Source organism: Citrobacter sp. CK180 (assembly GCF_030333655.1).
Classification (GTDB): Bacteria; Pseudomonadota; Gammaproteobacteria; order Enterobacterales; family Enterobacteriaceae; genus Citrobacter_B; species Citrobacter_B koseri.
Window position 1 is genome coordinate 1 of record NZ_JAOWFM010000039.1, and the last position, 26,915, is coordinate 26,915.

Annotated in this window: 25 protein-coding genes, 3 tRNA genes, 1 rRNA gene and 1 pseudogene; 10 read left to right on the forward strand and 20 right to left on the reverse strand. The window is 50.6% G+C overall.

Annotated features, from left to right (window positions below):
- A pseudogene (locus tag OGV50_RS06700) lies at positions 1-373 on the forward strand (hypothetical protein); the annotation flags it as partial.
- A 206-nt stretch (positions 374-579) separates the two neighbouring features.
- On the opposite strand, the gene OGV50_RS06705 reads toward OGV50_RS06700, so the two are convergent.
- The 6 genes from OGV50_RS06705 to proB all read right to left on the reverse strand — a co-directional run bounded on the left by OGV50_RS06705 (position 580) and on the right by proB (position 5,549).
- On the reverse strand, positions 580-1,284 hold the full coding sequence (locus OGV50_RS06705; RefSeq protein WP_286488403.1) for a hypothetical protein: 705 nt from the start codon (positions 1,282-1,284) through the stop codon (positions 580-582).
- A gap of 10 nt (positions 1,285-1,294) precedes the next feature.
- A complete protein-coding gene (locus OGV50_RS06710) occupies positions 1,295-2,140 on the reverse strand; it encodes a coiled-coil domain-containing protein (RefSeq protein ID WP_286488404.1) in 846 nt (281 codons plus the stop codon).
- Positions 2,141-2,625: 485 nt separating this feature from the next.
- On the reverse strand, positions 2,626-2,889 hold the full coding sequence (locus OGV50_RS06715; RefSeq protein ID WP_320337493.1) for an ogr/Delta-like zinc finger family protein: 264 nt from the start codon (positions 2,887-2,889) through the stop codon (positions 2,626-2,628).
- 100 nt (positions 2,890-2,989) lie between these two features.
- Positions 2,990-3,065, reverse strand: a tRNA-Thr gene (locus tag OGV50_RS06720).
- A 115-nt stretch (positions 3,066-3,180) separates the two neighbouring features.
- Positions 3,181-4,434: a glutamate-5-semialdehyde dehydrogenase gene (gene proA / locus OGV50_RS06725; RefSeq protein WP_200092994.1), complete on the reverse strand. Its 1,254-nt coding sequence runs from the start codon at positions 4,432-4,434 to the stop codon at positions 3,181-3,183.
- 11 nt (positions 4,435-4,445) lie between these two features.
- The gene (gene proB / locus OGV50_RS06730) at positions 4,446-5,549 is read right to left on the reverse strand and encodes a glutamate 5-kinase (protein WP_012133771.1); all 1,104 of its coding nucleotides are present in this window, start codon (positions 5,547-5,549) and stop codon (positions 4,446-4,448) included.
- Positions 5,550-5,838: 289 nt separating this feature from the next.
- Here proB and phoE point away from each other — a divergent pair, with 289 nt between their 5' ends.
- Positions 5,839-6,891, forward strand: coding sequence for a phosphoporin PhoE (phoE, locus tag OGV50_RS06735; RefSeq protein WP_024130644.1), 1,053 nt, complete (start codon positions 5,839-5,841; stop codon positions 6,889-6,891).
- Positions 6,892-6,995: 104 nt separating this feature from the next.
- Here phoE and crl read toward each other — a convergent pair whose 3' ends face one another.
- The 3 genes from crl to gpt all read right to left on the reverse strand — a co-directional run bounded on the left by crl (position 6,996) and on the right by gpt (position 9,254).
- Positions 6,996-7,394, reverse strand: a complete 399-nt coding sequence (gene crl, locus OGV50_RS06740; RefSeq protein WP_012133774.1) for a sigma factor-binding protein Crl — start codon at positions 7,392-7,394, stop codon at positions 6,996-6,998.
- Between the two features lie 57 nt (positions 7,395-7,451).
- Positions 7,452-8,696 (reverse strand): esterase FrsA, encoded by a 1,245-nt coding sequence (frsA, locus tag OGV50_RS06745; RefSeq protein ID WP_101743953.1) that lies wholly within the window; start codon positions 8,694-8,696, stop codon positions 7,452-7,454.
- Positions 8,697-8,795: 99 nt separating this feature from the next.
- A complete protein-coding gene (gene gpt, locus OGV50_RS06750; protein ID WP_006685917.1) occupies positions 8,796-9,254 on the reverse strand; it encodes a xanthine phosphoribosyltransferase in 459 nt (152 codons plus the stop codon).
- Positions 9,255-9,511: 257 nt separating this feature from the next.
- Here gpt and pepD point away from each other — a divergent pair, with 257 nt between their 5' ends.
- Entirely contained in the window at positions 9,512-10,969 is a 1,458-nt protein-coding gene (gene pepD / locus OGV50_RS06755; RefSeq protein WP_200092992.1) for a cytosol nonspecific dipeptidase, read from the forward strand.
- 103 nt (positions 10,970-11,072) lie between these two features.
- Here pepD and dinB read toward each other — a convergent pair whose 3' ends face one another.
- Complete coding sequence (gene dinB / locus OGV50_RS06760; protein WP_012133777.1) at positions 11,073-12,128, reverse strand: DNA polymerase IV; 1,056 nt, start codon at positions 12,126-12,128, stop codon at positions 11,073-11,075.
- 271 nt (positions 12,129-12,399) lie between these two features.
- Between dinB and dpaA the strand changes: the two genes are divergently transcribed.
- Complete coding sequence (gene dpaA, locus OGV50_RS06765) at positions 12,400-13,140, forward strand: peptidoglycan meso-diaminopimelic acid protein amidase (protein ID WP_012133778.1); 741 nt, start codon at positions 12,400-12,402, stop codon at positions 13,138-13,140.
- On the opposite strand, the gene OGV50_RS06770 is transcribed toward dpaA, so the two are convergent.
- Together OGV50_RS06770 and lpcA are read right to left on the reverse strand one after the other, a co-directional pair.
- On the reverse strand, positions 13,111-13,878 hold the full coding sequence (locus tag OGV50_RS06770; protein WP_012133779.1) for a class II glutamine amidotransferase: 768 nt from the start codon (positions 13,876-13,878) through the stop codon (positions 13,111-13,113). The genes dpaA and OGV50_RS06770 overlap by 30 nt on opposite strands.
- Positions 13,879-14,008: 130 nt before the next feature.
- Positions 14,009-14,587 carry a D-sedoheptulose 7-phosphate isomerase gene (gene lpcA, locus OGV50_RS06775; RefSeq protein ID WP_024130646.1) on the reverse strand — a complete coding sequence of 193 codons (579 nt, stop codon included), beginning with the start codon at positions 14,585-14,587 and terminating at the stop codon, positions 14,009-14,011.
- A 238-nt stretch (positions 14,588-14,825) separates the two neighbouring features.
- Here lpcA and fadE point away from each other — a divergent pair, with 238 nt between their 5' ends.
- Both fadE and OGV50_RS06785 read left to right on the forward strand, forming a co-directional pair.
- Positions 14,826-17,273: an acyl-CoA dehydrogenase FadE gene (gene fadE / locus OGV50_RS06780; RefSeq protein WP_200092990.1), complete on the forward strand. Its 2,448-nt coding sequence runs from the start codon at positions 14,826-14,828 to the stop codon at positions 17,271-17,273.
- Positions 17,274-17,380: 107 nt separating this feature from the next.
- Positions 17,381-18,151 carry an amidohydrolase gene (locus tag OGV50_RS06785; protein ID WP_024130647.1) on the forward strand — a complete coding sequence of 257 codons (771 nt, stop codon included), beginning with the start codon at positions 17,381-17,383 and terminating at the stop codon, positions 18,149-18,151.
- 116 nt (positions 18,152-18,267) lie between these two features.
- Here OGV50_RS06785 and OGV50_RS06790 read toward each other — a convergent pair.
- Positions 18,268-18,344 (reverse strand) — tRNA-Asp (locus tag OGV50_RS06790).
- A 133-nt stretch (positions 18,345-18,477) separates the two neighbouring features.
- Positions 18,478-19,209 (reverse strand): DNA polymerase III subunit epsilon, encoded by a 732-nt coding sequence (gene dnaQ, locus OGV50_RS06795; protein ID WP_024130648.1) that lies wholly within the window; start codon positions 19,207-19,209, stop codon positions 18,478-18,480.
- Positions 19,210-19,273: 64 nt separating this feature from the next.
- On the opposite strand from dnaQ, the gene rnhA reads away from it, so the two are divergent.
- The gene (rnhA, locus tag OGV50_RS06800) at positions 19,274-19,741 is read left to right on the forward strand and encodes a ribonuclease HI (protein WP_200092984.1); all 468 of its coding nucleotides are present in this window, start codon (positions 19,274-19,276) and stop codon (positions 19,739-19,741) included.
- Here the strand turns inward: rnhA and OGV50_RS06805 are convergent.
- The gene (locus OGV50_RS06805; RefSeq protein ID WP_012133785.1) at positions 19,738-20,460 is read right to left on the reverse strand and encodes a class I SAM-dependent methyltransferase; all 723 of its coding nucleotides are present in this window, start codon (positions 20,458-20,460) and stop codon (positions 19,738-19,740) included. The genes rnhA and OGV50_RS06805 overlap by 4 nt on opposite strands.
- A gap of 33 nt (positions 20,461-20,493) precedes the next feature.
- On the opposite strand from OGV50_RS06805, the gene gloB reads away from it, so the two are divergent.
- Positions 20,494-21,249, forward strand: coding sequence for a hydroxyacylglutathione hydrolase (gene gloB, locus OGV50_RS06810; RefSeq protein ID WP_286488405.1), 756 nt, complete (start codon positions 20,494-20,496; stop codon positions 21,247-21,249).
- 71 nt (positions 21,250-21,320) lie between these two features.
- Positions 21,321-22,688 carry a murein transglycosylase D gene (gene mltD, locus OGV50_RS06815; protein ID WP_047458772.1) on the forward strand — a complete coding sequence of 456 codons (1,368 nt, stop codon included), beginning with the start codon at positions 21,321-21,323 and terminating at the stop codon, positions 22,686-22,688.
- 48 nt (positions 22,689-22,736) lie between these two features.
- Here mltD and OGV50_RS06820 read toward each other — a convergent pair whose 3' ends face one another.
- Together OGV50_RS06820 and OGV50_RS06825 are read right to left on the reverse strand one after the other, a co-directional pair.
- On the reverse strand, positions 22,737-23,507 hold the full coding sequence (locus OGV50_RS06820; protein ID WP_200092982.1) for a class I SAM-dependent methyltransferase: 771 nt from the start codon (positions 23,505-23,507) through the stop codon (positions 22,737-22,739).
- A 76-nt stretch (positions 23,508-23,583) separates the two neighbouring features.
- The gene (locus OGV50_RS06825) at positions 23,584-24,384 is read right to left on the reverse strand and encodes an endonuclease/exonuclease/phosphatase family protein (RefSeq protein ID WP_024130650.1); all 801 of its coding nucleotides are present in this window, start codon (positions 24,382-24,384) and stop codon (positions 23,584-23,586) included.
- A gap of 299 nt (positions 24,385-24,683) precedes the next feature.
- On the opposite strand from OGV50_RS06825, the gene yafC reads away from it, so the two are divergent.
- Entirely contained in the window at positions 24,684-25,598 is a 915-nt protein-coding gene (yafC, locus tag OGV50_RS06830) for a DNA-binding transcriptional regulator YafC (protein WP_200092980.1), read from the forward strand.
- Positions 25,599-25,622: 24 nt separating this feature from the next.
- On the opposite strand, the gene dkgB is transcribed toward yafC, so the two are convergent.
- From dkgB to rrf, 3 genes are all read right to left on the reverse strand, one after another.
- Positions 25,623-26,426 carry a 2,5-didehydrogluconate reductase DkgB gene (gene dkgB, locus OGV50_RS06835; RefSeq protein ID WP_200092978.1) on the reverse strand — a complete coding sequence of 268 codons (804 nt, stop codon included), beginning with the start codon at positions 26,424-26,426 and terminating at the stop codon, positions 25,623-25,625.
- Positions 26,427-26,588: 162 nt separating this feature from the next.
- Positions 26,589-26,665 (reverse strand) — tRNA-Asp (locus OGV50_RS06840).
- A gap of 53 nt (positions 26,666-26,718) precedes the next feature.
- Positions 26,719-26,834: ribosomal RNA gene (gene rrf / locus OGV50_RS06845) — 5S ribosomal RNA — on the reverse strand.
- Positions 26,835-26,915 lie beyond the last annotated feature (81 nt).

A 26,915-nucleotide genomic window follows, 5' to 3' on the forward strand; every position in this document is an offset into this window, starting at 1 on the left:
AATCGGCCCAGATCCGCGAAATTTTAATCAGCGAGTCAGCTTGGGAAGAAATGACCTGCTTATTCGCACCTTCCCTAATATCGATATCATCTCACTGGAATGTCATAACTCGCATGTTCCAATGGATCTGCTTGAACTGATTCGCGGTAAAAAAGTCATGGTAGGGGCCATTGACGTGGCAACCAACACCATTGAGACACCAGAAGAAGTCGCCAGTACGTTACGCAAAGCGCTTCAGTTTGTCGATGCCGACAAGCTCTATCCTTCTACCAACTGTGGTATGGCTCCCTTATCTCGTCAGGTAGCCAGAGGTAAGCTCGATGCCCTAAGCGCAGGCGCAGAAATCATCCGAAGAGAACTTTCGGCTAAATGACTCTGTTAATAAAATACGGGCTTTGAGTTGATTTCGGTAGACTTGGGAAGAGTTTGAAATGGTGCGATAATAGGAACAAATACATGAAATAACTTGTTGAATTTATTGAATAAAATAAAATCCATATCATGAAATGCCCCCAAAAATGCCCCAACAAAACATTCCTATCCAATGTTCAAGATGCTTTGTTGGGGAACTGATTGCGTTTATTCAGAAAGTAATTTCTCTGATATTAGATCGTTAATTTTGAAACCATATTCTGTCACCAAGCTATAAGCACCTGCTCTTATATAATTTTCCTCTAATTGAAGCTTTGACTTTTCAGTATCCAGACCATGAGCGATGAGAAACCTTTCGAGTTCAGAGCTATGACTGGCCTTCCCTCTTCCAAGCTGTAAAAGCTCGGATGTATCTTTTAACTTATCGCTATATTTATCATGAAGACTCTTAATACCATGTGTAATGGTATCAATGCTGGATGATACTTTTTTCTGGTCATTAATTTTTAATTCTTTTAAGTAAGAGCTATTTGAAACCGTTTCTCTCAAGCATTCCCCTACATCTCTATCAAAAACAGCTCTCAATTCATCCATTTTCTGCTTGTGAGGTTTATCCATTTCCTTGCGAGATGGCTGCCTCATTAAAATATCAGTTGGAGAACATGTAGTTATTAATACGACAGAAATTCTCTTTAAATATTCTGAACGGAGATGGATATAAAGTTCGTTTTCTTTTCTTTCCAACTGTTTATATTCTATTTCCTTTTTTGCAATTGACTCTTGTAAGGAAGCATTTTGATAGATAGGTATCACTGTGAAATATATAGTAAATATAGTCAAAAAAAACAGCCCCACCTGAGCGATGTAGCTAATACGGACTAACCATAAGTCAAACTTGCCATTAACATTCATCCCACCCTCCTTAATTACTATTTTTAATTGTTTTGACAAAGTCTGTAGCAATGTTCATGGATATTTTCTTTTGAGCATATAAATATGATCGCAAATCCTTTTCAACCGTGTAAGCTTTCATCTGCTCATTGACATCCTTACTTAACTTATAAGAATCAATTTTTCTTTTGAAATCTCTAATTGTAGAATGAAACCCATCCGGATATTTACTCAAGATATCTTTATTTTTTGTAGTGGCAATGGAAATTTTGTTTAATAGCTCTCGTCGAATACTAATCGGTATATTTTGAGCACTCTCGTAAAAGTTACGCTCTCCCATTTTAATTGCATTATTAATAGCAAGATATGGTGTAATATACAAATCATCATAGTTGGAGTAAATATTCCCTTCTTCACCAACAGTGTTTGCACTGCGATAACTATCCTTTAAATACGTTATCGCAACTAAACCATCAAAGTTCTCCCAAAAAACTGAGGACAAATTTTTCTTATTATCATCAATAGCTTTTTTAGCTAATTTTTTTTGCCTATCCAGCTCGCGAATTGAGGTTGCCAATTCTTTGTTTACTGAGTTCAATTCTTCTTCTGAAACTTTAAATTGCTGTTTTAGAACTTCGATGTCTTCACGCAATTTAATTTGAGCTGCCTGATTATCTAAAAGTTGTCTATTTGACTTATGAAGCTCGCTTTTTAAAGCATTCAAATCAACTTCTTTCTTTGCGATCTCTTCTGACAATAGCTCTTTTTGATATATAGGCCTTACAGTATAAAAATACCCAAAGATAGCAAAAGCAACTAAAACAAATTGTGAAAAGTGACTGACACGACTGAGATATAGATCAACTTTACTTGCCATAACTTTCCTTATCGAAATCTTAAATTATAAAAATTATTTGTATAAATCTATCATTGTTACGGGTGATTATATAATAAGAATTTGTAGAAGCGAATCAATGTGTTTGATCCGGAAAAATTTTAGAGCCCACCAAAATCGCACTACACCGCACCCGCCTGCGGTTTTCATATCACTAAAATTTTTCAGTTGTGATTTTTTACAAACGATATCGCCAGCCCGCGCCCGTTCTGGGGATGCTCTGCGAGACAGGAACTGAAAAGAATGAAAAGAAATTCAGCTTTTTTCAGTTTTACTGTCCGTAGTATCTATGGGCTGAATACACAACACTATGATATTAAATGGATAATTAATTTTAGGTGTGTGATTTTATGAAGGTTTGTGAAAGATGAAAATATAACCATCTGAAAAATAATAATTTTATGTCCGTATAAACTGAAATCCTGTGTTATGTTCCGGGAACGGATTAGCCATTCCCGACGCATACTTTACCCATTCTTTTGCGCAGCCAGCAGCAACTTTAAAGCCTTTTCCCGCTCCTCGGGTGGAATTGCATCAATTAGCTCTTTAACCCTCCCCTGCCCGTTCAGCGCGCTTGGACTAACGGAATGGGAGAAAGCAACATTCATCACAAACGAGTGACCGCACTCCACATTAGAGCAATAGCAGTACACATCGTACAGCTGTGGGTGTTTTCGTTTTCTGGACCTAACAGAATATGCCCCTGATTGAGCCCCCAATTGAATGTTGATTTCAAGTGAATGGGGTTGACCCCAAACGACTGAAATCAGCGTAATTGCTATGTTTTTAAAGGATTTTGTTAATTTGAGATTATTTGGAAATACTAGGGGATGGTGCCGATAATAGGAGTCGAACCTACGACCTTCGCATTACGAATGCGCTGCTCTACCAACTGAGCTATATCGGCCCTGAAAGGACATGACCACGAGTGTGAATCACGGGGTAGAAGGTTAAAACTAACCGGGTGATGCGTCAATAGCCTTGTGAATCAAGTGGCTGATTTTGCATCACTCCGGTTTTAATTACGCACGAATGGTATCGTCACCGATGCCGATCCACTTGTAGGTGGTCAGCGCTTCCAGCCCCATTGGGCCGCGTGCGTGTAATTTTTGCGTGCTGACGGCCACTTCCGCGCCCAGGCCAAATTGTCCGCCATCGGTAAATCGGGTAGAAGCATTGACGTAAACGGCGGACGAATCCACTTCATTCACAAAACGATCGGCGTTGCGCAGAGTGCGCGTCAGGATCGCATCGGAATGTTGAGTACCGTGTTCACGAATATGCGCAATTGCGTCATCCAGGTCGGCCACGATTTTCACGTTCAGATCCAACGACAGGAACTCATCGTCATACTCTTCGGCTTTCACCGCCACCACGTTAGCCGGGCCTGATTTCAGTTGGGCCAGCGCCGCATCGTCAGCATGCAGCGTGACGCCGCTTTCCGCCATTTGCTTACTCAGCGCAGGCAGAAAACGCGCAGCGATATCCTGATGCACCAGCAGCGTTTCCACCGTGTTGCAGGTACTCGGACGCTGGGTTTTCGCATTGACGATGATCTTCAGCGCCGGTTCGATCTCCGCGCTGTCGTCAACAAAGATATGGCATACGCCAATCCCGCCGGTGATCACCGGGATCGTCGACTGCTCACGGCACAGCTTGTGCAGGCCCGCGCCGCCACGAGGGATCAGCATGTCGATGTATTTATCCATACGCAGCATTTCATTGACCAGCGCGCGATCCGGGCTGTCGATCGCCTGAACTGCGCCAGCAGGTAAGCCGCTGGCTTCCAGCGCTTGCTGAATCACCGCAACCGTTGCCGCATTGGTGCGATATGTCTCTTTACCGCCGCGCAGAATCGCCGAGTTGCCGGTTTTCAGGCACAACGAAGCGACGTCAACGGTCACATTGGGACGCGCTTCGTAAATCACGCCAATGACGCCCAGCGGAACACGACGACGTTCCAGACGCAGCCCGCTGTCCAGCAGACCGCCATCAATCACCTGTCCGACCGGGTCGGCCAGGTTACACACCTGACGGACGTCATCGGCAATCGCTTTCAGGCGCGCCGGCGTCAATGCCAGACGATCCAGCATCGCTTCGCTGAGGCCGTTTTCGCGCGCCTCGGCAACGTCCTGAGCATTAGCGCTCAGGATGCTTTCAGTTTGCGCTTCCAGTTCGTCCGCTATTTTTTCCAGTACGCGATTCTTCTCGCGACTGGAGAGTAGCGCCAGTTTGTAGGACGCCGCTTTGGCAGCAATGCCCATTTGTTCCAGCATACGTCGGCTCCTTAACGGGTAATCATGTCATCGCGATGGACAGCGACCGGGCCATATTCATAGCCAAGAATCGCGTCAATCTGCTGAGAGTGGTGACCAGCAATACGGCGCAGCGCGTCGCTGTTATAACGGGTGACGCCGTGGGCGATATCGCGCCCTTCCTGGTTACGGATGCGGATCACTTCACCACGCGAGAAGTTACCTGTCACGCTTTTAATGCCTTTTGGCAATAATGAGCTACCGCGTTCCAGAATCGCAGATGTCGCCCCTTCATCCACAGTGATTTCACCGGCAGGCGGCGCGCCAAAGATCCAGCGTTTGCGGTTTTCCAGCGGGGAGGCTTGCGCATGGAAACGGGTTCCCGCAGAAATGCCTGCCATAACATCGCCAATCACGCCCGGCTTGCTGCCCGCCGCGATGATGGTGTCGATTCCGGCACGACAGGCAACGTCGGCAGCCTGCAATTTGGTGCCCATTCCCCCGGTTCCCAGGCCAGAGACGCTGTCGCCCGCAATCGCACGCAGCGCATCATCAATGCCGTACACGTCTTTAATCAGTTCAGCCTGCGGGTTGGTTCGCGGATCGGCGGTAAACAACCCTTGCTGATCGGTCAGTAACAACAATTTGTCGGCGCCCGCCAGAATGGCGGCCAGCGCGGAAAGATTGTCGTTATCGCCCACTTTTATTTCAGCGGTCGCCACGGCATCGTTTTCATTGATGACAGGGACAATATTGTTGTCCAGCAGCGCACGCAGGGTGTCACGCGCGTTCAGGAAGCGCTCTCTGTCTTCCATATCCGCACGCGTCAGCAGCATCTGCCCGATGTGAATACCGTAGATAGAGAATAGCTGTTCCCAAAGCTGAATCAGACGACTCTGCCCCACCGCCGCCAACAGTTGTTTAGACGCTATGGTCGCCGGGAGTTCCGGGTAGCCAAGATGCTCACGCCCGGCGGCGATAGCGCCCGACGTGACGATCACAATACGATGGCCTGCGGCATGTAGCTGCGCGCATTGACGAACAAGTTCTACGATATGGGCACGGTTCAGGCGGCGCGATCCGCCCGTTAGCACACTGGTGCCGAGTTTTACCACCAGCGTCTGGCTGTCACTCATGATTCTCTGCCATTCAAAATAGGGGAAAATGATATCAAACGAACGTTTTAGCAGGACTGGCCCCGGTTGCCAACAACCAGAGCACAAAGCATGAAATTTTGTTGCGCAGGATCAGCAAGCGTAGCGGCAGTTTCTGACAATTTTATTACCGCAATAATAAATCATCCTTTTTTAAAAATATTCTTAATTTGTCATAAAACCTTCATTGCAGAGCGTTAAAAACCATCCTGTTTTTCACGGGGATCACTCCCAGCGAATATTAGCGCGTAATTTTAAATCAGGAATGAAAATGAAAAAGAGCACTCTGGCATTAGTGGTGATGGGTATTGTTGCATCGGCATCCGTGCAGGCAGCAGAAGTGTATAACAAAAACAGTAATAAACTGGACGTGTATGGCAAAGTAAAAGCGATGCACTACATCAGTGATGATGACAGCAAAGATGGCGACCAGACTTATATCCGCTTTGGCTTTAAAGGCGAAACGCAGATTAACGATCAGCTGACCGGTTACGGTCGCTGGGAAGCTGAGTTCGCCGGTAACAAAACAGAAAGCGAAGGCGGTCAGAAAACCCGTCTGGCTTTTGCGGGTCTGAAGCTGAACGATTTCGGTTCGTTAGATTATGGTCGTAACCTGGGCGCCTTGTACGACGTTGCCGCGTGGACGGATATGTTCCCTGAATTCGGCGGCGACGGCCTTGCACAGACCGACAACTTTATGACCAAACGCGCCAGTGGCCTGGCAACTTACCGTAACACCGATTTCTTCGGCGTTATCGATGGTCTGAACTTAACCCTGCAATATCAGGGTAAAAACGAAAACCGCGACGTCAAAAAGCAGAATGGCGACGGTTTCGGCACATCTCTGAGCTATGACTTCGGCGGCAGCGACTTCGCCATCATCGGCGCATACGCCAATTCAGACCGCACCAATGAGCAGAACCTGCAATCTCGCGGACAAGGTAAAAACGCGGAAGGTTGGGCGACGGGTCTGAAATATGACGCCAATAACATTTACCTGGCGACTATCTATTCTGAAACCCGCAACATGGCGCCTATTTCCGGTGGTTTCGCCAATAAAGCGCAAAACTTCGAAGCGGTTGCCCAGTATCAGTTTGATTTCGGCCTGCGTCCTTCTCTGGGCTATGTTCAGTCTAAAGGCAAAGATATTGAAGGTATCGGTGATGAAGATATCGTGAAATATATCGATGTGGGCGCAACATATTATTTCAATAAAAATATGTCTGCGTTCGTTGATTATAAAATCAACCAGATTGACGATGATAACAAGCTGGGCGTAAGCAGCGATGATATCGTCGCGATTGGTATGACATACCAGTTCTGATTGTCTTAATTTGCCGGATGACGATGCTCAGGCGTCTTATCCGGCCTACTCTTTTGCACTGTTGCAGGCCGGATAAGCGTAGCGTCATCCGGCATTATTCTATGTTACGCCGTTAACTTCACCGGTTCTTTGAAGTTATCGGCGGGTTCCAGCGCCAGATTCAGCGAAGTCAGCAGTGCACGCAATTTTTCATGAAACTCGCGCAGAGTGTACTCCAGGCGTTCAATCACTTCGGTCTCTTTAATCGGCACGGCGGTCCAGTTACCTTCTTTGTCAAACAGGCCAAACTGGTAGCTGTAGGTAAAGCGTTTTTCCTGCGCTTCCAGTTCCATCCACCAGCCCCAGAATTCACGTTTCTCAGGCGCTGGCTTCACGTTGACGCAAACAGCCAGGCAATCGAAAAAAAAACGATTATCTTCGCACTGCCCTTCGCGTATATACGGGCCAAGCGCAGTGAATTTCTTGATCAATCTACTTTTCGGGTGTCCACTCGGTAACGTCATTGCGATCTCCTTTGGTGAAGCAACTGTTTTACCAAAACAATAAAATTTAGCAATCCATTAACACAATCTGTGATTGATCCAACCGGTAATTTCTTTCAGCGCAGTGTCAAAATTGCGATACACCGGATTAAACGGAATCTCCATCAGCTTACCGTCGGAAGATGACGAGGTGATGAGCCGGGACTCCTCTTCCGGGCTAAACGGATCGTTTTTCCAGAAGCCAGATAACATCGGCGTTGGGCAGCGTCTGCCGAGCAACCCCTGCACCTTCAGTGAATAACGATTTAGCTCAACGCGCAGCGCTTCATCTGACGCATCATGCATTCCCAGACGGCTTGCCAGCACGTCAAGATACATTTCCGGCACCGTCCCCTGACGCTGTGAATCGCTTAACAACGCATGGACCACCGGCCCCAGACAGGCTACCGCTTTCAGTCGCGGCGCTTCCAGGTAGGCCAGACGTACCGCAACGTTAGCGCCAAAACGAAAACCAAACGCCGCCACCCGGGTATGATCAACCCACGGCACCCCAGGCAGCGCTTTCAACACATGCTGATGCAGCAGACTGGAGTCCTGGGTGAGCTTCCATTTTGACGAGAATCCAACCGACGGCATGTCCAGCGTCAGCATCGCCATACCGCGCGGCGCGAAGTAACGTTCGAACAGGGTGTAATAGTCCGTTTGCATGGAATCCAGGCCGCCGCACATCAGTACGGTCGGGAACGGGCCATCCCCTTTCGGCATATGCAAAAACGCAGTGACAGGCGCGCCGCCGGGGATCGAAAACGCCATTTCACGCAGCGAGCCCGGCAAGCGTTGCGCGGCCTCTTCATACGCGCGGTTCGCCAGGGCCTGCGCCTGCTCCGCCAGCTCATCCCCTTTAAGATGTGGGTAAGCCGCAATGTTGTAGAGCGAGGAAGCGTGCAGCCAGTGGCGCCCGCTGCGCTGTGGGTCTGTTTCCTGGCAGGCTTTCTGCTGCCATTCCATCGCCTGTTTCGACCATTCAAAGATCCAGTTACCGCCACGGTAGCCAATCACCGTGTCGTACAGATCTTTGTCGGTTCGCTCGGCTTCGCTCATTACGATACGCGCCTGCACATCAAGGATTTCTCGCGGATCGATACCGCGCCAGATCCACATCAGACGGTTGATCATGCGATACCAGTGCGGCACGTTTTTACCATCCAGAGTGGACTGCACGGACGGCTGCGTTCCGTGATTGAAGCGCCGGACAAGCGTCGACGTTTCAGGATGTTTGAAGCGGGGTTTAAACAGGGTTTCGCTGAGGTTAGCCTGTGACATTCGTGCAGCCTCCAAGGGTACTTACTGAGGCCTATTGTAACGTGTGTGCGGCTAAAAAAAACAACGCCCGGCATTGCCAGGCGTTGAAAATTTCAGTGATTAGCGACCAGAGATTGGCGGGACGAATACCACGCCCATATCCCACGGCTGCTCAATCCAGGTGTCCTGCGGGATATCAATCACATAATCATCCACCAGCGGGCGGCCAGCCGGTTTAGCGAAGATAGTGACGAAATGAGCTTTAGGGTACATTTCGCGGATAGCAACAGCAGTACCGCCGGTATCGACCAGATCGTCGATCACGATGAAACCTTCACCATCGCCTTCCGCACGTTTCAGCACTTTCAGTTCACGCTGGTTATCGTGGTCGTAGCTGGAGATGCAAACGGTATCGACATGGCGAATACCCAACTCACGCGCCAGCAATGCGCCCGGTACCAGACCACCACGGCTAACGGCAATAATGCCTTTCCATTGTTCAGAAGGCATCAGGCGGCTTGCCAGTTTGCGTGCGTGAATCTGCAACATGTCCCAGGTGACGACGTATTTTTCGCTCATGTGAAGTGTCCCAGCCTGTTTATCTACGGCTTAAAAATTGAGGGTGAACCAGGTTGCGCGAGATTATAGAGACCTGACGCGCTAAAAACCAGTGTTTCGCGGAATCCAGCCCTCTTTTTACGTGCTTTATACTACCCGAAGACCAGGAAAGTGGTATTCTCAATCGCATCTCGCAAGCCCGACTTGTGGTGACAATCAATCTGCTAACCCTGTGGCCTGCAAGAAAGTTTTGCAGGACATCGTCAAGGAGACTTATCGTGTCTGAACTGTCTCAATTATCTCCACAACCGCTGTGGGATATTTTTGCAAAAATCTGTTCTATTCCTCATCCGTCCTACCATGAAGAGCAGCTCGCTGAACACATTATGGGCTGGGCCAAAGAGAAAGGTTTCCACGCTGAGCGCGATCGGGTCGGTAATATCCTGATTCGTAAACCTGCCACCGCAGGAATGGAAAACCGCAAACCAGTGGTTTTGCAGGCGCACCTGGATATGGTTCCGCAGAAAAACAACGACACCGTACACGACTTCACCAAAGATCCGATCCAGCCTTATATTGACGGCGAGTGGGTAAAAGCCCGCGGCACCACGCTGGGCGCGGATAACGGCATTGGTATGGCTTCCGCGCTAGCCGTTCTGGCTGACGACAACGTCGCGCACGGCCCGCTGGAAGTGCTGCTGACCATGACGGAAGAAGCCGGTATGGACGGCGCATTCGGCCTTCAGTCTGGCTGGCTACAGGCCGATATTCTGATCAATACCGACTCCGAAGAAGAAGGTGAGATCTACATGGGCTGTGCAGGCGGTATCGATTTTACCTCTAACCTGCCGCTGTTCCGTGAAGCCATTCCGGCGGGCTTCCAGAGCTTTAAACTGACGCTGAAAGGCCTGAAAGGCGGCCACTCCGGCGGCGAAATCCACGTCGGTCTCGGCAATGCCAACAAGCTGCTGGTGCGCTTCCTGGCGGATCATGCTGAAGAACTGGGTCTGCGTCTGGTTGATTTCAACGGCGGTACGCTGCGTAACGCTATCCCGCGTGAAGCCTTCGCCACCGTTGCCGTAGCGGCAGATAACGTCGATGCGCTGAAAACGCAGGTGAACGCTTATCAGGAGATCCTGAAAAACGAGCTGGCAGAGAAAGAGAAGAATCTGGTGGTTCTGCTGGAAGCTGCCGCTAACGACAAAGCGGCGCTGACTGCTTCGTCCCGCGACGGCTTTATCCGTCTGCTGAACGCCACGCCAAACGGCGTGATTCGCAATTCCGACGTAGCGAAAGGCGTGGTTGAGACGTCCCTGAACGTGGGCGTTGTGACCATGACCGACAACAACGTGGAAATCCACTGCCTGATCCGCTCGCTGATCGACAGCGGTAAAGACTACGTGGTGAGCATGCTGGATTCGCTGGGTAAACTGGCTGGCGCGAAAACCGAAGCAAAAGGCGGCTATCCGGGCTGGCAGCCAGATGCGAACTCGCCGGTAATGCACCTGGTGCGTGAAACTTACCAGCGTCTGTTCAATAAGACGCCGAACATCCAGATTATTCACGCGGGTCTGGAATGCGGTCTGTTCAAAAAACCGTACCCGGATATGGACATGGTCTCTATCGGGCCAACCATTACCGGCCCGCACTCTCCAGATGAGCAGGTTCATATCGAAAGCGTCGGTCACTACTGGCGGCTTCTGACTGAACTGCTGAAGTCTATTCCGGCGAAGTAAGTCGCTACGAAACATTGCCGGATGGCGGCGTAAACGCCTTATCCGGCCTACACGCTGATTTGTAGGCCGGATAAGCGCAGCGCCATCCGGCAATACATCAAAGTCACAGCCCCAGCAGAAGCTGTCTTTCCAGTTGCGGGTCCAGTAGCGTAACGTGTAACCCTACCAGCCGCACGCCCCGCCCTCCCCGCCGCTCATTCCAGGTTTTACGCGCCGTCGTGATTAAATCGTCCTTGCTTAAACGCGGCCAGACGTGCTCCTGAGTGGTCAGTTGGAAATCGTTAAATTTTAATTTAACCCCCTGACGGGCGATGAGCAGGTCAGGCTTCACTTTTGCCAGCCGCCTTTCCAGCTCTGGATATAACCGCTCAATGATCGCCTCGCATTCCGCCCATTCGTGAATATCCTCCGCCAGCGTACGTTCAACGCCTATCGATTTACGCAGTCTTTCATTGTTCACATCCCGCTCATCAATCCCCTGGCTACGCTCCCATAACACGCGGCCAAACTTACCAAAGCGCTTGAGTAACATCGCCAGATCGTACTTTTGCACGTCTTCACAGGTACGCAGCCCCATCGTTTCCAGCCTGGCCGCAGACACTTTACCCACCCCCGGAATTTTCCCCAGCGGTAAGGTTTTGAGAAACTCAGGAACATCGGCGGGGGTAATCACATATTGCCCATTCGGTTTATTAAGATCAGAAGCAATTTTTGCCAGAAACTTAACCGGAGCAATACCTGCTGATGCGGTGAGCTGGAGTTCGTTAAAAATCGTCTGACGGATTTCCTGAGCGATAAGCGTGGCGGAGCCGTGGCAATAAGTGCTGTCGGTGACGTCCAGATAGGCTTCATCCAGCGAAAGCGGCTCTATACGCGAGGTATAACGAGAGAAGATTTCACGGATATGCTGCGACGCTTCTTTATACGCCTCAAACCGCCCCGGCAATAGCGTGAGGTGCGGGCAAAGCTTAAGCGCCATACCGGTCGGCATCGCGCTGCGCACGCCAAATTTGCGGGCGGGATAATTTGCCGTACTGATAACGCCCCTGCGCTCGCGGCTGCCGCCGATAGCAATGGGAATATCACGCAGGGCCGGGTTATCGCGCATTTCAACCGCCGCGTAAAAACAGTCCATATCAACATGTATGATTTTGCGCATGGCTCACCTCCGCAATACTGTTTAAGTATACAGTTCATTTTGTATTGTGAGAAGTGAGTGGAAATTAAGCCGCGGCAGAATGCGCCGGGTTCTGACTGCCTTGACGGCTAAATTTCAGTATAAAGAGAAACTAAATTGTAAACGCATCGCCTGGGGCTTGCGAAAAACTGCCGTGGTGATAATGTGAGCGCACCAAATACGGATTAGTCTGATTTGGGGACTCTGTTTGCCGTTCTGGCGTGTGTAACCGTTTTATCAAGGAATAAGCAGTATGCGTAAAATCGCATTTTTTCTTGCGATGCTTCTGATCCCGTGCGTCTCATTTGCCGGTTTGCTAAGCAGTAGCAGCCCAACCACGCCAGTCAGTAAAGAATATAAGCAGCAGTTGATGGGGTCGCCTGTCTATATTCAGATCTTTAAAGAAGAGCGTACGCTCGATCTGTACGTCAAGATGGGTGAGCAATATCAATTGCTCGACAGCTACAAAATTTGCAACTATTCCGGTGGCTTAGGCCCCAAACAGCGCCAGGGTGACTTTAAAAGCCCGGAAGGTTTTTACAGCGTCCAGCGTAATCAGCTCAAACCGGACAGCCGTTTCTATAAGGCCATTAATATCGGTTTTCCGAACGCCTATGACCGCGCACACGGTTATGAAGGTAAGTATCTGATGATCCACGGCGCCTGCGTCTCTGTCGGTTGCTATGCCATGACCGACAGCGGCATTGATGAGATTTTCCAGTTTGTAACCGGCGCCCTGGTATTCGGGCAATCCAGCGTACAGGTGAGCATCTATCCCTTCCGCATGACCGATGCAAATATGCAGCGCCATAAGTATTCGTATTACAAAGATTTCTGGACGCAGCTAAAACCGGGCTACGACTACTTTGAGCAAACCCGTAAGCCACCAACGGTTTCCGTTGTTGATGGCCGTTACGTGGTCAGCAAACCGTTGAGCCATGAAGTGGTTCAGCCACAGCTGGCGTCAAACTATACGCTCCCCGAGACAAAATAATCGCCATTCGCCTGGCATAATCTTTTGCCAGGTTTCATTTCCCGTCAGCGGCTGCGTTGCAATCACGGTAACCACATCATTCGGTGTGGTTTGTGAACTGAAGTCGATTTCCACATCCTGATCCAACAGCGTGGCGACGCCAAACGGCGCGCGGCGGGTGATCCAGAATAAATTGGTCGAGCAATAGGCCATGACATAGCGCCCGTCTGACAGCAGCATGTTGAAGACGCCTTTCTTACGGAGTTCTTCTGCCAGCGTCGCAATATATTTAAATACCGCCATCATATTGCCCGGCGTGCGCGGATAACGCTGCGTCAGCTTATGCAGCAGCCAGCAGAACGCTTTTTCGCTGTCCGTTTCACCAACCGGGCGAAAATTACCGGTTTCAAGCGATTTGTAGCCGTTGAGCTGCCCGTTATGCGCATACGTCCAGTTACGTCCCCAAAGCTCACGGGTAAACGGATGCGTATTTTCCAGCGCCACCTCCCCACGATTCGCCTGGCGAATATGGGCGACGACGGAACAGGATTTGATGGGATAGTCTTGCACCAGTCTGGCGATGGGCGAATTAAAACTGGGTTGCGGATCTTTAAACGTGCGACACCCTTTACCTTCATAAAACGTAATGCCCCAGCCGTCTTTGTGCGGCCCGGTTCCTCCACCACGCTGAACCAGCCCGGTGAAACTAAAGCAAATATCGGTTGGCACATTGGCGCTCATCCCGAGCAGTTCGCACATACATCACCTACCTTAAAACGCTGAACCGCCTGATGGCGCTGCGCTTATCAGGCCTGGACAAATCAAATGTAGGCCGGATAAGACGCTTTAACGTCATCATCCGGCAAAAACACAGTAAAGAATTATCCGCTTACTTAACCATCTCTTTTTCGATCAATTGGATCAGGATATGAATCACTTTGATATGGATTTCCTGAATACGATCAGCATAACCGAAATGCGGCACGCGAATTTCAATATCCGCCGTCCCTGCCATTTTACCGCCATCTTTCCCGGTCAGGGTGATGACTTTCATTCCCTTCTCACGTGCTGCGGCAATCGCTTTAATCACGTTACCAGAGTTGCCCGAAGTTGAGATCCCTAACAGCACATCCCCTTCACGGCCAACCGCTTCAACGTAGCGAGAGAAAACATAGTCGTAACCAAAATCATTACTGACACAGGAGATATGGCTGACGTCAGAAATAGCGATCGCCGGGTAGCCTGGACGGTTTTCGCGGTAGCGACCGGTCAGCTCTTCGGCAAAATGCATCGCGTCGCAATGAGAGCCGCCGTTACCGCAGGAAAGTACCTTGCCACCCGCTTTAAAACTGTCTGCCAGCAGGACCGCCGCGCGCTGAATAGCGTGAATATTGGCTTCATCTTTTAAAAAATTGGCCAGCGTTTCCGCCGCTTCGTTCAGTTCGTTACGAATAAGATCCTGGTACATGAGGATATCCTTCAGCATGAATGTAATTGACAGATGCAGTGTACCGGATAGCGCAGAAAGCGAGAAGCACAAGCCACAGGAATGCCGCTGGCTTTTGATTTTTTGTGCCGGTGAAAACGGCAACAATGTGAGCTTCGTTGTAATTATTTTGTAAACACATTGCTAAAAGAAATGACATCCACTACAACCATATCATCACAAGTGGTCAGACCTCCTACAAGCAAGGGAGCTTTTCGTTATGATGATTTTGAGTATTCTCGCAACGGTTGTTCTGCTCGGCGCGCTGTTTTATCACCGCGTGAGCTTATTCCTCAGCAGCCTGATTTTACTCGCATGGACAGCCGCGCTGGGCGTTGCTGGCCTGTGGTCTATCTGGGTGCTGGTTCCTCTGGCCATTATCCTCGTACCGTTTAACGTTACGCCAATGCGTAAGTCGATGATCTCTGCGCCAGCGTTTCGTAGCTTCCGTAAAGTGATGCCGCCGATGTCGCGCACGGAGAAAGAGGCCATTGATGCCGGTACAACATGGTGGGAAGGCGATCTCTTCCAGGGCAAACCTGACTGGAAAAAATTGCACAACTATCCACAACCGCATCTGACCGCTGAAGAACAGGCGTTCCTGGATGGCCCGGTAGAAGAAGCCTGCCGTATGGCGAATGATTTCCAGATCACGCACGAATTAGCCGATCTGCCGCCGGAGCTGTGGGACTACCTGAAAGAGCATCGCTTCTTCGCGATGATCATCAAGAAAGAGTATGGCGGCCTGGAGTTCTCGGCGTATGCGCAGTCTCGCGTGCTGCAAAAACTCTCCGGCGTTTCCGGGATTCTGGCGATTACCGTGGGCGTGCCTAACTCATTAGGCCCAGGCGAACTGCTGCAACACTACGGTACTGAAGAGCAGAAAAACCATTACCTGCCGCGTCTGGCGCGTGGTCAGGAGATCCCTTGCTTCGCGCTGACCAGCCCGGAAGCGGGCTCCGATGCGGGCGCAATTCCTGATACCGGCGTCGTCTGCATGGGCGAATGGCAAGGCCAGCAGGTGCTGGGTATGCGCCTGACCTGGAACAAACGTTACATTACGCTGGCCCCTATCGCGACCGTGCTGGGCCTGGCCTTTAAACTCTCTGACCCGGAAAAACTGCTGGGTGGCGAAGAAGAATTGGGTATCACCTGTGCGCTGATCCCGACCTCAACGCCTGGCGTCGAAATTGGTCGCCGTCACTTCCCACTGAACGTACCGTTCCAGAACGGGCCTACGCACGGCAAAGATATCTTTGTGCCGATCGACTACATCATTGGCGGGCCGAAGATGGCAGGCCAGGGCTGGCGTATGCTGGTGGAATGCCTGTCGGTAGGCCGTGGTATCACGCTGCCGTCCAACTCGACCGGCGGGGTTAAATCCGTCGCGCTGGCAACCGGGGCATATGCCCATATTCGTCGCCAGTTCAAAATCTCTATCGGCAAGATGGAAGGTATTGAAGAGGCGCTGGCGCGCATTGCCGGTAACGCCTACGTAATGGACGCCGCAGCGTCGCTGATTACCTACGGCATTATGCTGGGTGAAAAACCGGCGGTGCTGTCAGCTATCGTCAAGTACCACTGTACCCATCGCGGCCAGCAGTCCATCATCGACGCAATGGACATTACCGGTGGTAAAGGCATTATGCTCGGCGAAAGCAACTTCCTGGCGCGTTCTTACCAGGGGGCGCCTATCGCCATCACCGTTGAAGGTGCGAATATCCTGACCCGCAGCATGATGATCTTCGGTCAGGGGGCGATTCGCTGCCATCCGTATGTTCTGGAAGAGATGGCCGCCGCGCAAAGCAACGATGTGAATGCGTTCGACAATCTGCTGTTTAAACATATCGGCCATGTCGGTAGCAACAAAGTACGCAGCTTCTGGCTCGGTCTGACCCGCGGCCTGACCAGCTACACTCCGACCAGCGACGCAACGAAACGTTATTACCAGCACCTTAACCGACTGAGCGCCAACCTGGCCCTGCTGTCTGATGTCTCAATGGCGGTGTTGGGCGGTAGCCTGAAACGTCGTGAACGTATCTCCGCACGCCTGGGCGATATTTTAAGCCAGCTGTATCTGGCCTCCGCCGTGCTGAAACGCTATGACGATGAAGGCCGTAACGAAGCCGATCTGCCGCTGGTGCACTGGGGCGTACAGGATGCGTTGTATCAGGCGGAGCAAGCGATGGATGAACTGCTGCAAAACTTCCCGAACCGTTTTGTTGCGGGTCTGCTGAACGTGGTGATCTTCCCAACCGGTCGTCACTACCTTGCCCCTTCCGACAAGCTGGATCATAAGGTCGCGCAGATTCTACAAGTACCGAGCGCAACCCGTTCACGTATCGGTCGCGGTCAATACCTGACGCCGAGCGAGCATAACCCGGTCGGCTTGCTGGAAGAAGCGCTGCTGGACGTGATAGCAGCAGATCCTATCCACCAGCGTATCTGCAAAGAGCTGGGTAAAAATCTGCCGTTTATCCGTCTGGATGAACTGGCGCATAACGCGCTGGCAAAAGGGCTGATTGATAACGATGAAGCCGCCATTCTGGTGAAAGCGGAAGAAAGCCGTCTGCGCAGCATTAACGTTGATGATTTTGATGCCGACGCGCTGGCGACTCAGCTGGTAAAGTTGCCAGAGAAGCAAGTGCGTAAAGTCGAAGCCGCTTAATCCTCACCTCCCCTGAAAGCCCCGCTTCTGCGGGGCTTTTTATTGCCACATTTTCGTTGATGCTCATGCTACAGTGTAAAAATGCTGTTCAACGAGGAGCCCCGATCGTGCCTGGTTTGAAAATTACCCTGTTGCAACAACCGCTGGTCTGGATGGACGGTCCGGCCAATTTACGTCATTTTGACAGACTGCTGGAAACCATCACCGGACGTGACGTCATTGTTTTACCTGAAATGTTTACCACCGGTTTTGCAATGGAAGCCGCACTTCAGTCACTCCCGCAAGAAGATGCGATCGACTGGATGCTGGCCAAAGCACAACAGACTGATGCCCTGATTGCGGGCAGCGCTGCGTTGCAAACCGAACGTGGCCCGGTAAACCGTTTTTTACTGGTTGAACCTGACGGCAACGTTCATTGCTATGATAAACGCCATCTGTTCCGCATGGCGGATGAACATCATCATTACCAGGCGGGCGATAAACGTGTTGTCGTTGAATGGCGCGGCTGGCGTATTCTGCCGTTAGTGTGTTATGACCTGCGTTTTCCGGTATGGTCCCGCAATCTTAATGATTATGACCTGGCGCTGTATGTAGCAAACTGGCCTGCTCCGCGTTCGCTACACTGGCAGGCGCTGCTCACCGCACGCGCGATTGAAAACCAGGCCTATGTAGCAGGCTGCAACCGTGTTGGCACTGATGGCAACGGGCACCATTACCGTGGGGACAGCCGGGTGATTAACCCGCAAGGAGAGATTATCGCCACCGCCGAACCACATCAGGCGACACGTATTGATGCAGACCTGTCGCTCACGGCGTTACGGGAATACCGCGAGAAATTTCCGGCATGGCAGGACGCCGACCCGTTCACATTACGCTGATGATTGTTCATCCTTCTTTGCAACGATTCAGGCATTTCTACAGAGAAGGATAATTTTTGTTGAAGGCTAAAAACGACGAAAGCCTGAATCATTTCTGATTCAGGCTTTCTGAATAGTGGCGGAACGGACGGGACTCGAACCCGCGACCCCCTGCGTGACAGGCAGGTATTCTAACCAACTGAACTACCGCTCCGCGTTGTGTTCCTCTTGGGAACGAAGCGCATATTACGGATTGCCTCGCACCTCGTCAACGGTTTTTCTCACGTTTTGAATCGTTTGCTGTAAAAATCACCCGGACGGCTATTTTTACGTCGTAAAACCCCGAATCACGCCCGCCAGAGGCAACTTCCGCCTTTCTTCTGCACCAGGTCGAGACGCGACTCATGCGCCATCAGCTCTTCATCAGTCGCTAAAACAACGCGTAACTTGCTGGCCTGGCGGACAATACGCTGGATTGTCGCTTCACCCTGCTGCTGCTGTGTTTCCCCTTCCATTGAGAAGGCCATCGACGTTTGCCCGCCGGTCATCGCCAGATAGACATCGGCCAGAATCTGGGCATCGAGCAATGCGCCGTGCAGCGTACGTTTGCTGTTATCTATCTCATAGCGTGAACAAAGCGCATCAAGGCTGTTACGCTTGCCGGGGAACATCCTCCTCGCCAGCGCCAGGCTATCGGTGATTTTGCAGAACTCGCTTGTTTTCGGAATACCACGACTGAGTTTAGCGAACTCATAATCCATAAAGCCGATATCAAACGATGCGTTATGGATCACCAGTTCCGCGCCACGGATATACTCCAGGAAGTCGTCAACCACATCGGCAAAAACGGGTTTATCAAGCAGAAATTCATCCGCAATACCGTGTACGCCGAACGCTTCCGGGTCCACCAGTCGGTCCGGTTTTAGATAGACGTGGAAGTTATTTCCGGTAAGACGGCGGTTCACGACCTCGACTGCACCGATCTCAATGATCTTATGGCCTTCGTAGTGGGCGCCGATCTGGTTCATACCGGTGGTTTCGGTATCGAGGACGATCTGTCGTGTAATTGCAGTGCTCATAGCGGTCATTTATGTCAGACTTGTCGTTTTACGATCGATTTCAATTACAGGAAGTCTACCAGAGATGCTTAAACAGGTAGAAATTTTCACCGATGGTTCTTGCCTGGGAAATCCAGGTCCAGGTGGTTATGGCGCTATTTTACGCTATCGCGGCCATGAAAAAACCTTTAGCGAAGGATATAGCCTCACAACTAACAATCGCATGGAGCTTATGGCGGCCATCATCGCGCTGGAAGCGTTAAAAGAACATTGTGAAGTCACATTAAGCACGGACAGCCAGTATGTCCGTCAGGGAATTACGCAATGGATCCACAACTGGAAAAAGCGCGGCTGGAAAACAGCAGAGAAAAAGCCGGTAAAGAATGTCGATCTCTGGAAGCGCCTTGATGCCGCGCTGGGCCAACATCAGATCAAATGGGAATGGGTAAAAGGCCATGCCGGCCATCCTGAAAACGAACGTTGCGATGAGCTGGCGCGTGCGGCAGCGATGAATCCTACGCAGGAAGACGTTGGCTATCAGGCAGAGGCTTAAGCGTCTGGCTTACGGTATTGCCGGGTCGCGCCCACGGCCTGGCGAATCCGCGCTTTGCTTTTATTTTGTTTCATCGGGTTAAGCGTAAGCGGGATGGTTCGCTTACGCGCCACAATCAGTTGCAGGCAGCCCAGCGCCGGAATATGCGTGCTCAGCAGCTTTCCCCCTTGCTTTGACCAGGGTAAAACATGAAAACGGCTGTAGTGCAGCACTTCAAAATTCAATAACGAGAGCCAGTCCAGTTGGCGCATCAGCGTAAACATCCGGCTGTTATAAGGTGAAGATTTACGCAAGACGGGCACCAGCTTACGCAGGCCCATCAGACTAATCGGGTTAAAACCACTCAAAACCAGCCAGCCATCATCAATTAACACCCGGTCGGCTTCACGCAGTAACCGATGTGGGTCGACGCACCACGGTAGCGTATGCGCCAACAGACAAACATCAACAGACTTATCGGCAAAGGGAAGATGTAAGGGATCGGCCTGAACCTGGACGGGCGCGCCTTGCAGGGAAATATTGACTTGATGAGAAACGGCGCACGCTTCAGAGTTGATTTCTGCGCTTAAATTACCAATTTTAAGCAAATGAAAACCATACATTTTGGCGAACCACGGGTTAAGCTGATGCTCCAGCGCCTCACGATAGTATTCACCCCAGGGCAAATCGCCCCAGCGATGGGGAGCTATGACTGTTTGAGGGATCCTTGCCGGTTTCATCACAACCTTCCGCTACGCACTAAGAGGTAATTTATGAATCTTAACAGTATTCCCGCATTTCAGGACAATTACATCTGGGTTCTGAGTAATAATGAAGGACGTTGTCTGATCGTTGATCCTGGCGAAGCGGCTCCCGTGCTAAACGCCATCAAAGAGAAGAACTGGCAGCCGGAAGCGATTTTCCTCACTCACCATCACCACGACCATGTTGGCGGCGTGAAAGAACTTCTTCAACATTTTCCGCACGTAGTGGTTTACGGACCGGCAGAAACACAAGATAAGGGAACCACGCGCGTAGTCAAAGATGGCGATAGCGCCCTCGTTTTAGGGCATGAATTTAGTATATTTGCCACACCGGGTCACACTTTAGGACATATCTGTTACTTTAGCCACCCTTACCTTTTCTGCGGCGACACCCTTTTCTCTGGAGGTTGTGGACGCCTGTTTGAAGGTACAGCCTCACAGATGTATCAATCACTTAAAAAAATCAGCGCCCTTCCTGACGATACGCTGATTTGTTGCGCACATGAGTATACTTTAGCAAACATGAAGTTTGCATTGAGCATCCTACCGCACGATTCGTTCATAAATGAATATTATCGTAAAGTTAATGAGTTACGCGCAAAAAACCAAATTACACTCCCCGTAATTCTGAAAAATGAGCGGAAAAATAATATTTTTTTGAGAACGGAATATCCTGATTTAATTAATGAAATAAACAAAGAAACAAAGTTGCAACAACCTGAAGAGCGTTTTGCCTGGTTAAGGTCAAAGAAAGACAGCTTCTGACAATTCCTACTTGTCATTGGCGAACTTCGCCGTTATGATCGGTCGTCTTTTAAGCAACTATTGACACACACATGAAGGCAAAAGCGATATTACTCGCCTCTGTCCTGCTTGTGGGGTGCCAGTCGTCTCAGAACACTGGCAACGTCCAACAGCACGCACAGAGCCTTTCTGCAGCTGGTCAAGGGGAAGCAGGAAAGTTTACGAGTCAGGCACGATGGATGGACGATGGGACGTCTCTCGCGCCGGATCAAGACTTGTGGGCTTTCATTGGCGACGAGCTAAAGATGGGAATTCCGGAGAACAACCGGATACGCGAACAGAAACAGAAGTATTTACGCAATAAGAGCTATCTCCACGATGTAACTTTACGGGCAGAGCCGTATATGTACTGGATAGCCGGGCAGGTTAAGAAACGTAACATGCCGATGGAACTGGTACTACTACCCATAGTGGAGAGCGCTTTTGACCCTCACGCAACGTCTGGCGCCAATGCCGCAGGCATCTGGCAGATCATTCCGAGCACAGGGCGCAATTATGGTTTGAAACAGACCCGCAATTATGATGCGCGTCGTGACGTTGTGGCTTCCACAACGGCCGCGTTAGACATGATGCAGCGTCTGAATAAGATGTTTGATGGCGACTGGCTGTTGACCGTTGCAGCTTATAATAGCGGCGAAGGTCGCGTGATGAAGGCAATCAAAGCGAATAAGGCGCGTGGCAAAGCCACCGACTTCTGGTCGCTTTCGTTACCTCAGGAAACGAAGCTGTACGTGCCAAAAATGCTGGCATTGAGCGATATTCTCAAAAACAGCAAACGCTATGGCGTGCGTCTGCCAACCACAGACGAAAGCCGTGCGCTGGCGCGCGTTCGTTTGAGCAGCCCGGTTGAGATGGCACAAGTTGCAGATATGGCGGGCATGTCCGTCACCAAGCTGAAGGCGTTTAATGCTGGCGTGAAAGGCTCTACGCTAGGCGTTAGCGGCCCACAGTACGTGATGGTGCCAAAGAAGCATGCAGAACAACTGCGTGAGTCTCTGGCTTCAGGCGAAATTGCTGCCGTACAGTCTACGCTGGTCGCAGACAATACGCCGCTGAACAGCCGTAGCTACAAAGTTCGCTCTGGCGATACGCTTTCCGGCATCGCGGCACGCCTTGGCGTGAGCACGAAAGATTTGCAGCAGTGGAATAGTCTGCGCGGATCTAACCTGAAAGTGGGCCAAAGTCTGACGATTGGCGCAGGCAGTAGCGCACAGCGTCTGGCCAACAACAGCGATAGCATTACCTATCGTGTGCGGAAAGGTGATTCGCTTTCGAGTATCGCCAAACGTCACGGGGTGAACATCAAAGATGTGATGCGCTGGAACAGCGATACAGCAAATCTGCAACCAGGCGATCAGCTAACGTTGTTTGTGAAGAACAGCAGCACACCTGACTCCTGATAGCATGACTCAGAAAAGGCACTGGTTTCCCCCCAGTGCCTTTTTTATTTATGCCGCTTTATGCGCCTCAACCATAATCGTATCGCTGGTAAACGAACCGTCCTCCTGCAAAGCGAAATACGCTTTTACCTCCGCGGATGCGCTCTTCTGATACAAACGAATAGCCTCAACCAGCGCCGCAGGCGTACGCATTCTCGCTACCCATGAACTGAACTCCAGCGATAAGCGGTCCGTTAACAACGTATCGACAATCATATTCGCATCATTAACCAGAGACAGCCACTCACCGCTGGAGTAGTTACGTACATGAGAAGTGTCGCGTAACGCTTCTACAGTCTGTAACCAGATATCGCGCACCGGATGCCCAGGCGACATCACATCCATCATAATCAACACGCCACCCGCTTTCAGAACCCGGTTGACTTCACGCAGTGCCAGCCCAACATCATGCCAGTGATGTGCAGAATAGCGGCTAATCACAACATCAAAGGCGTGATCCTCAAACGGCAGATTTTCAGCATACCCCTGTCGGGTCGCGATATTTTCTAAACCTTTCTCTTTCGCCGCCTGTACGACGACCTCAAGCATCTGCGAAGACAAATCGTAAGCCACCACCTGCTTTACGTTCTGCGCAGCAATAAAACTGGCGTGCCCGGCGCCACATCCCATATCCAGTACGCTGGCATGCGGAAAAGAGGACAGCCGTTCCGCCAGTCGCTGTAAGTCACGACCAGAAGCATGAACGGTACTGGTTAAATAGGCATTTGCCTGAGAGCCAAACTGCTTTTCGACGTTGTCATGGTGGGAGTGTGTTGTCATCGTGTTGTCCTTTGGTTGTTTGCAAAATAAAGGGCAGCACCACTTCAGGCCTGCCCCACGGCAGACCTGACACACCTTATTGCTCAGGTTTGCCGGGACTGAATTCAACGAGTAGCGGGTTATGATCGGACGCGCGCGTGACCAGTACGGAAGCCTCGCTAACGTTCAAACCTCGATAAAACACAAAATCAAGAGGACGGCCAAACGCCCGTCGGCGCTGATCGTCAGTAAAACGCACCTGGCGCAGGGACATCTCGCGCGCAAAGCGATACAGTGCGTTCATTCGTGGTCGGCTCCAGGCATTAAAATCACCGGCCATAATCACCGGGCCGCTGTGATGCGCAATTTGATCGCCAATAGGAAGTAACTGCTTACTATACACATCCACCCCAAGACTGAAGTTAACGGCGTGAATGTTTACCACCATCAACAATCGCGTATCAGGCAAAGGATAAACGGTCACCAGCGCTGACTTCGCCAGACGTAAGATGGGCTCACGTTCGCGCAGCGGGCAGCAGTAGACGGGATGAGCAGCAGAAAGCGTCATAACACCCGAAGGATGCTGAGGTAACACAAAAGCGGGAACCTGATCGGCTGCAAGATAGTTAGCGGTCGCAAACTGCACCAGTTCGGGCGTGGTTTGCGCTTCCTGTAATAAAACCAGGTGCGCATCTTTGCCAAAGTTTTTCAGCACCGATAACCATTCGGCCCGCTGCTGTTTAAAGATATTCCACACCAGAATCCGAATGCGGTCTTCACTGCTTAACGGCACTCCGGCGGGTAATGCCTGGCCAATACTCGCAAACGACCCAGGCGGTAAAATCCGCTCGGCGGGTTGTCCGGCAATATAGCGCATGGCATAAGTATTTTTTCGCACGTTTGACTTTAAAACCTCTGTAACGTCAACCAGCCCGGGCACGGACTGGTTATTCTGTTATAGGGATTTTAGCTCACACTTTCAACGAGCAGTTACATATTGTTTTGTAAGCAAGCGCTTACCTCCGTAAATTTAACCAGGAACAACGCGAACTGGCCTATCCAACCGATCACGGGTTAACGCCGTCAGAACAGGCGCTCCGGCCACCACACCTCACGCGCAGATTGAAACCAACAGCCCAGGATGTTTTAATGAAAAAATAGCCAAAATATCAATGTAATTTTGCTTCAGGTGCAAAAATGAAAGCTACATCAGAAGAACTCGTGATATTTGTTGCCGTAGTCGAAAGCGGTAGCTTTAGCCGCGCTGCGGAGCAACTTGGACAGGCGAATTCTGCGGTCAGCCGGGCAGTCAAAAAGCTGGAAATGAAACTGGGCGTGAGTCTGCTTAATCGCACAACACGCCAGTTGAGTCTGACGGAAGAAGGCGAACGTTATTTTCGTCGCGTGCAGTCAATACTACAAGACATGGCCGCCGCTGAAACGGAGGTGATGGAAACGCGAAGCACTCCACGCGGTCTGTTGCGTATCGACGCCGCCACGCCGGTGATACTGCACTTTCTGATGCCGCTGGTTAAGCCTTTTCGCGAGCGTTATCCAGAAATGACGCTATCACTGGTTTCCTCAGAAACATTCATCAATCTGATTGAACGAAAGGTCGATGTCGCCATACGTGCCGGGACACTGACCGATTCAAGCCTGCGCGCCCGCCCGCTCTTTACCAGTTATCGAAAGATTATCGCGTCGCCGGATTATATTGCCCGCTTTGGCAAACCCGAAACCATTGAAGAGCTAAAACAGCATCTATGTCTCGGATTCACTGAACCGGCTTCGCTCAATACATGGCCTGTAGCATGCAGCGACGGACAACTCCATGAAATCAGCAGCGGTCTGTCGTCAAATAGCGGTGAGACGCTCAAGCAGCTTTGTCTGAGTGGTAACGGGATCGCCTGCCTGTCTGACTATATGATTGATAAAGAAATCGCGCGGGGAGAGCTTGTGGAGCTGATGGCCGATAAGCGCCTACCGGTAGAGATGCCTTTCAGTGCCGTTTATTACAGCGATCGTGCGGTCAGTACCCGCATTCGGGCGTTTATCGATTTTCTCAGCGATCATATAAAAACAGCCCCCGAAGGAGCTGTAAAAGAGGGTTAAGGATACAGAGAGAGGATTAGTCGATCAGTCCCACTCTGGCGCCAGACCTTCCGGGCTGACAAGGCGATCGTTGCAGTCCAGTGCGGCAATCGCCTTTTTATCTTCGGCATCCAGATGCAGATCGAGCACCAGCAGGTTGCTTGCCAGATTTTCACGTCTAGTAGAAGAAGGAATTACGGAGTAGCCTTCTCCCATTGCCCATGCAAGGATCACCTGCGCCGAAGTCGCATTGTGCTTAGCGGCAATACGGGCAATCACTTCATCTTTCAGTGCCTTACCATAAGCCAGCGTCATGTAAGAGGTGATGTGAATTCCATGCTGTTTTGCCCAATCCACGACCTTGCGGTTTTGCAGATACGGAGACAGTTCAATCTGGTTAGTCGCAATGTTTTCTGCGCCGACAGCGGCAATGGCTTTTTCCATCAACGGGATAGTAAAGTTAGAAATACCGATTTCGCGCGTCAGTCCCTGCTCTTTTGCTTCCAGCAGCGCCTGCATGAACTCTTCGACAGATACCGCATCGTTTGGTGACGGCCAGTGGATCAATGCCAGATCCACATAATCAGTGCGCAGTTTTTCCAGACTTTCTTTCAGACTCAGGATCAGCTTCTCTTTGCTGAGATTTTCAGTCCAGATCTTGGTGGTGATGTACAGCTCGCCGCGCGGGATGCCACTTTCGGCAATCGCCTGACCAACAGCCGCTTCATTATCATAGATTTGTGCAGTATCAATTGCACGATAGCCCAGTTCCAGCGCTGTTTTGACCGATGCGATAACAACATCGTCTTTCAGGCGAAAAGTACCTAAACCAAATGCAGGGATTGTCATTGAATTCCTCATTAATTGTTGTGTCGTTAACTGAGGAGGATTATCGCGGTTGTTTTTATGCGGAAAAAGATCGTAGAACGCAGAGGATTTTTGCGAAATAAGCAATAATGGAACAGCAGGCAAGAAAAAAGCCCTGAGCGTTAGCTCAGGGCTTTTAATAAGTGGCGGAACGGACGGGACTCGAACCCGCGACCCCCTGCGTGACAGGCAGGTATTCTAACCAACTGAACTACCGCTCCACCGAATTTTTCTACATCCACTGATTTCACATCAGCTTACTGCTTAATTTGATGCCTGGCAGTTCCCTACTCTCGCATGGGGAGACCCCACACTACCATCGGCGCTACGGCGTTTCACTTCTGAGTTCGGCATGGGGTCAGGTGGGACCACCGCGCTACGGCCGCCAGGCAAATTCTGTTCGTCTAATGCCTGTCGCATTAAACACTAATCTGTATCAGGCTGAAAATCGTCTCTCAGTCCGCCAAAACA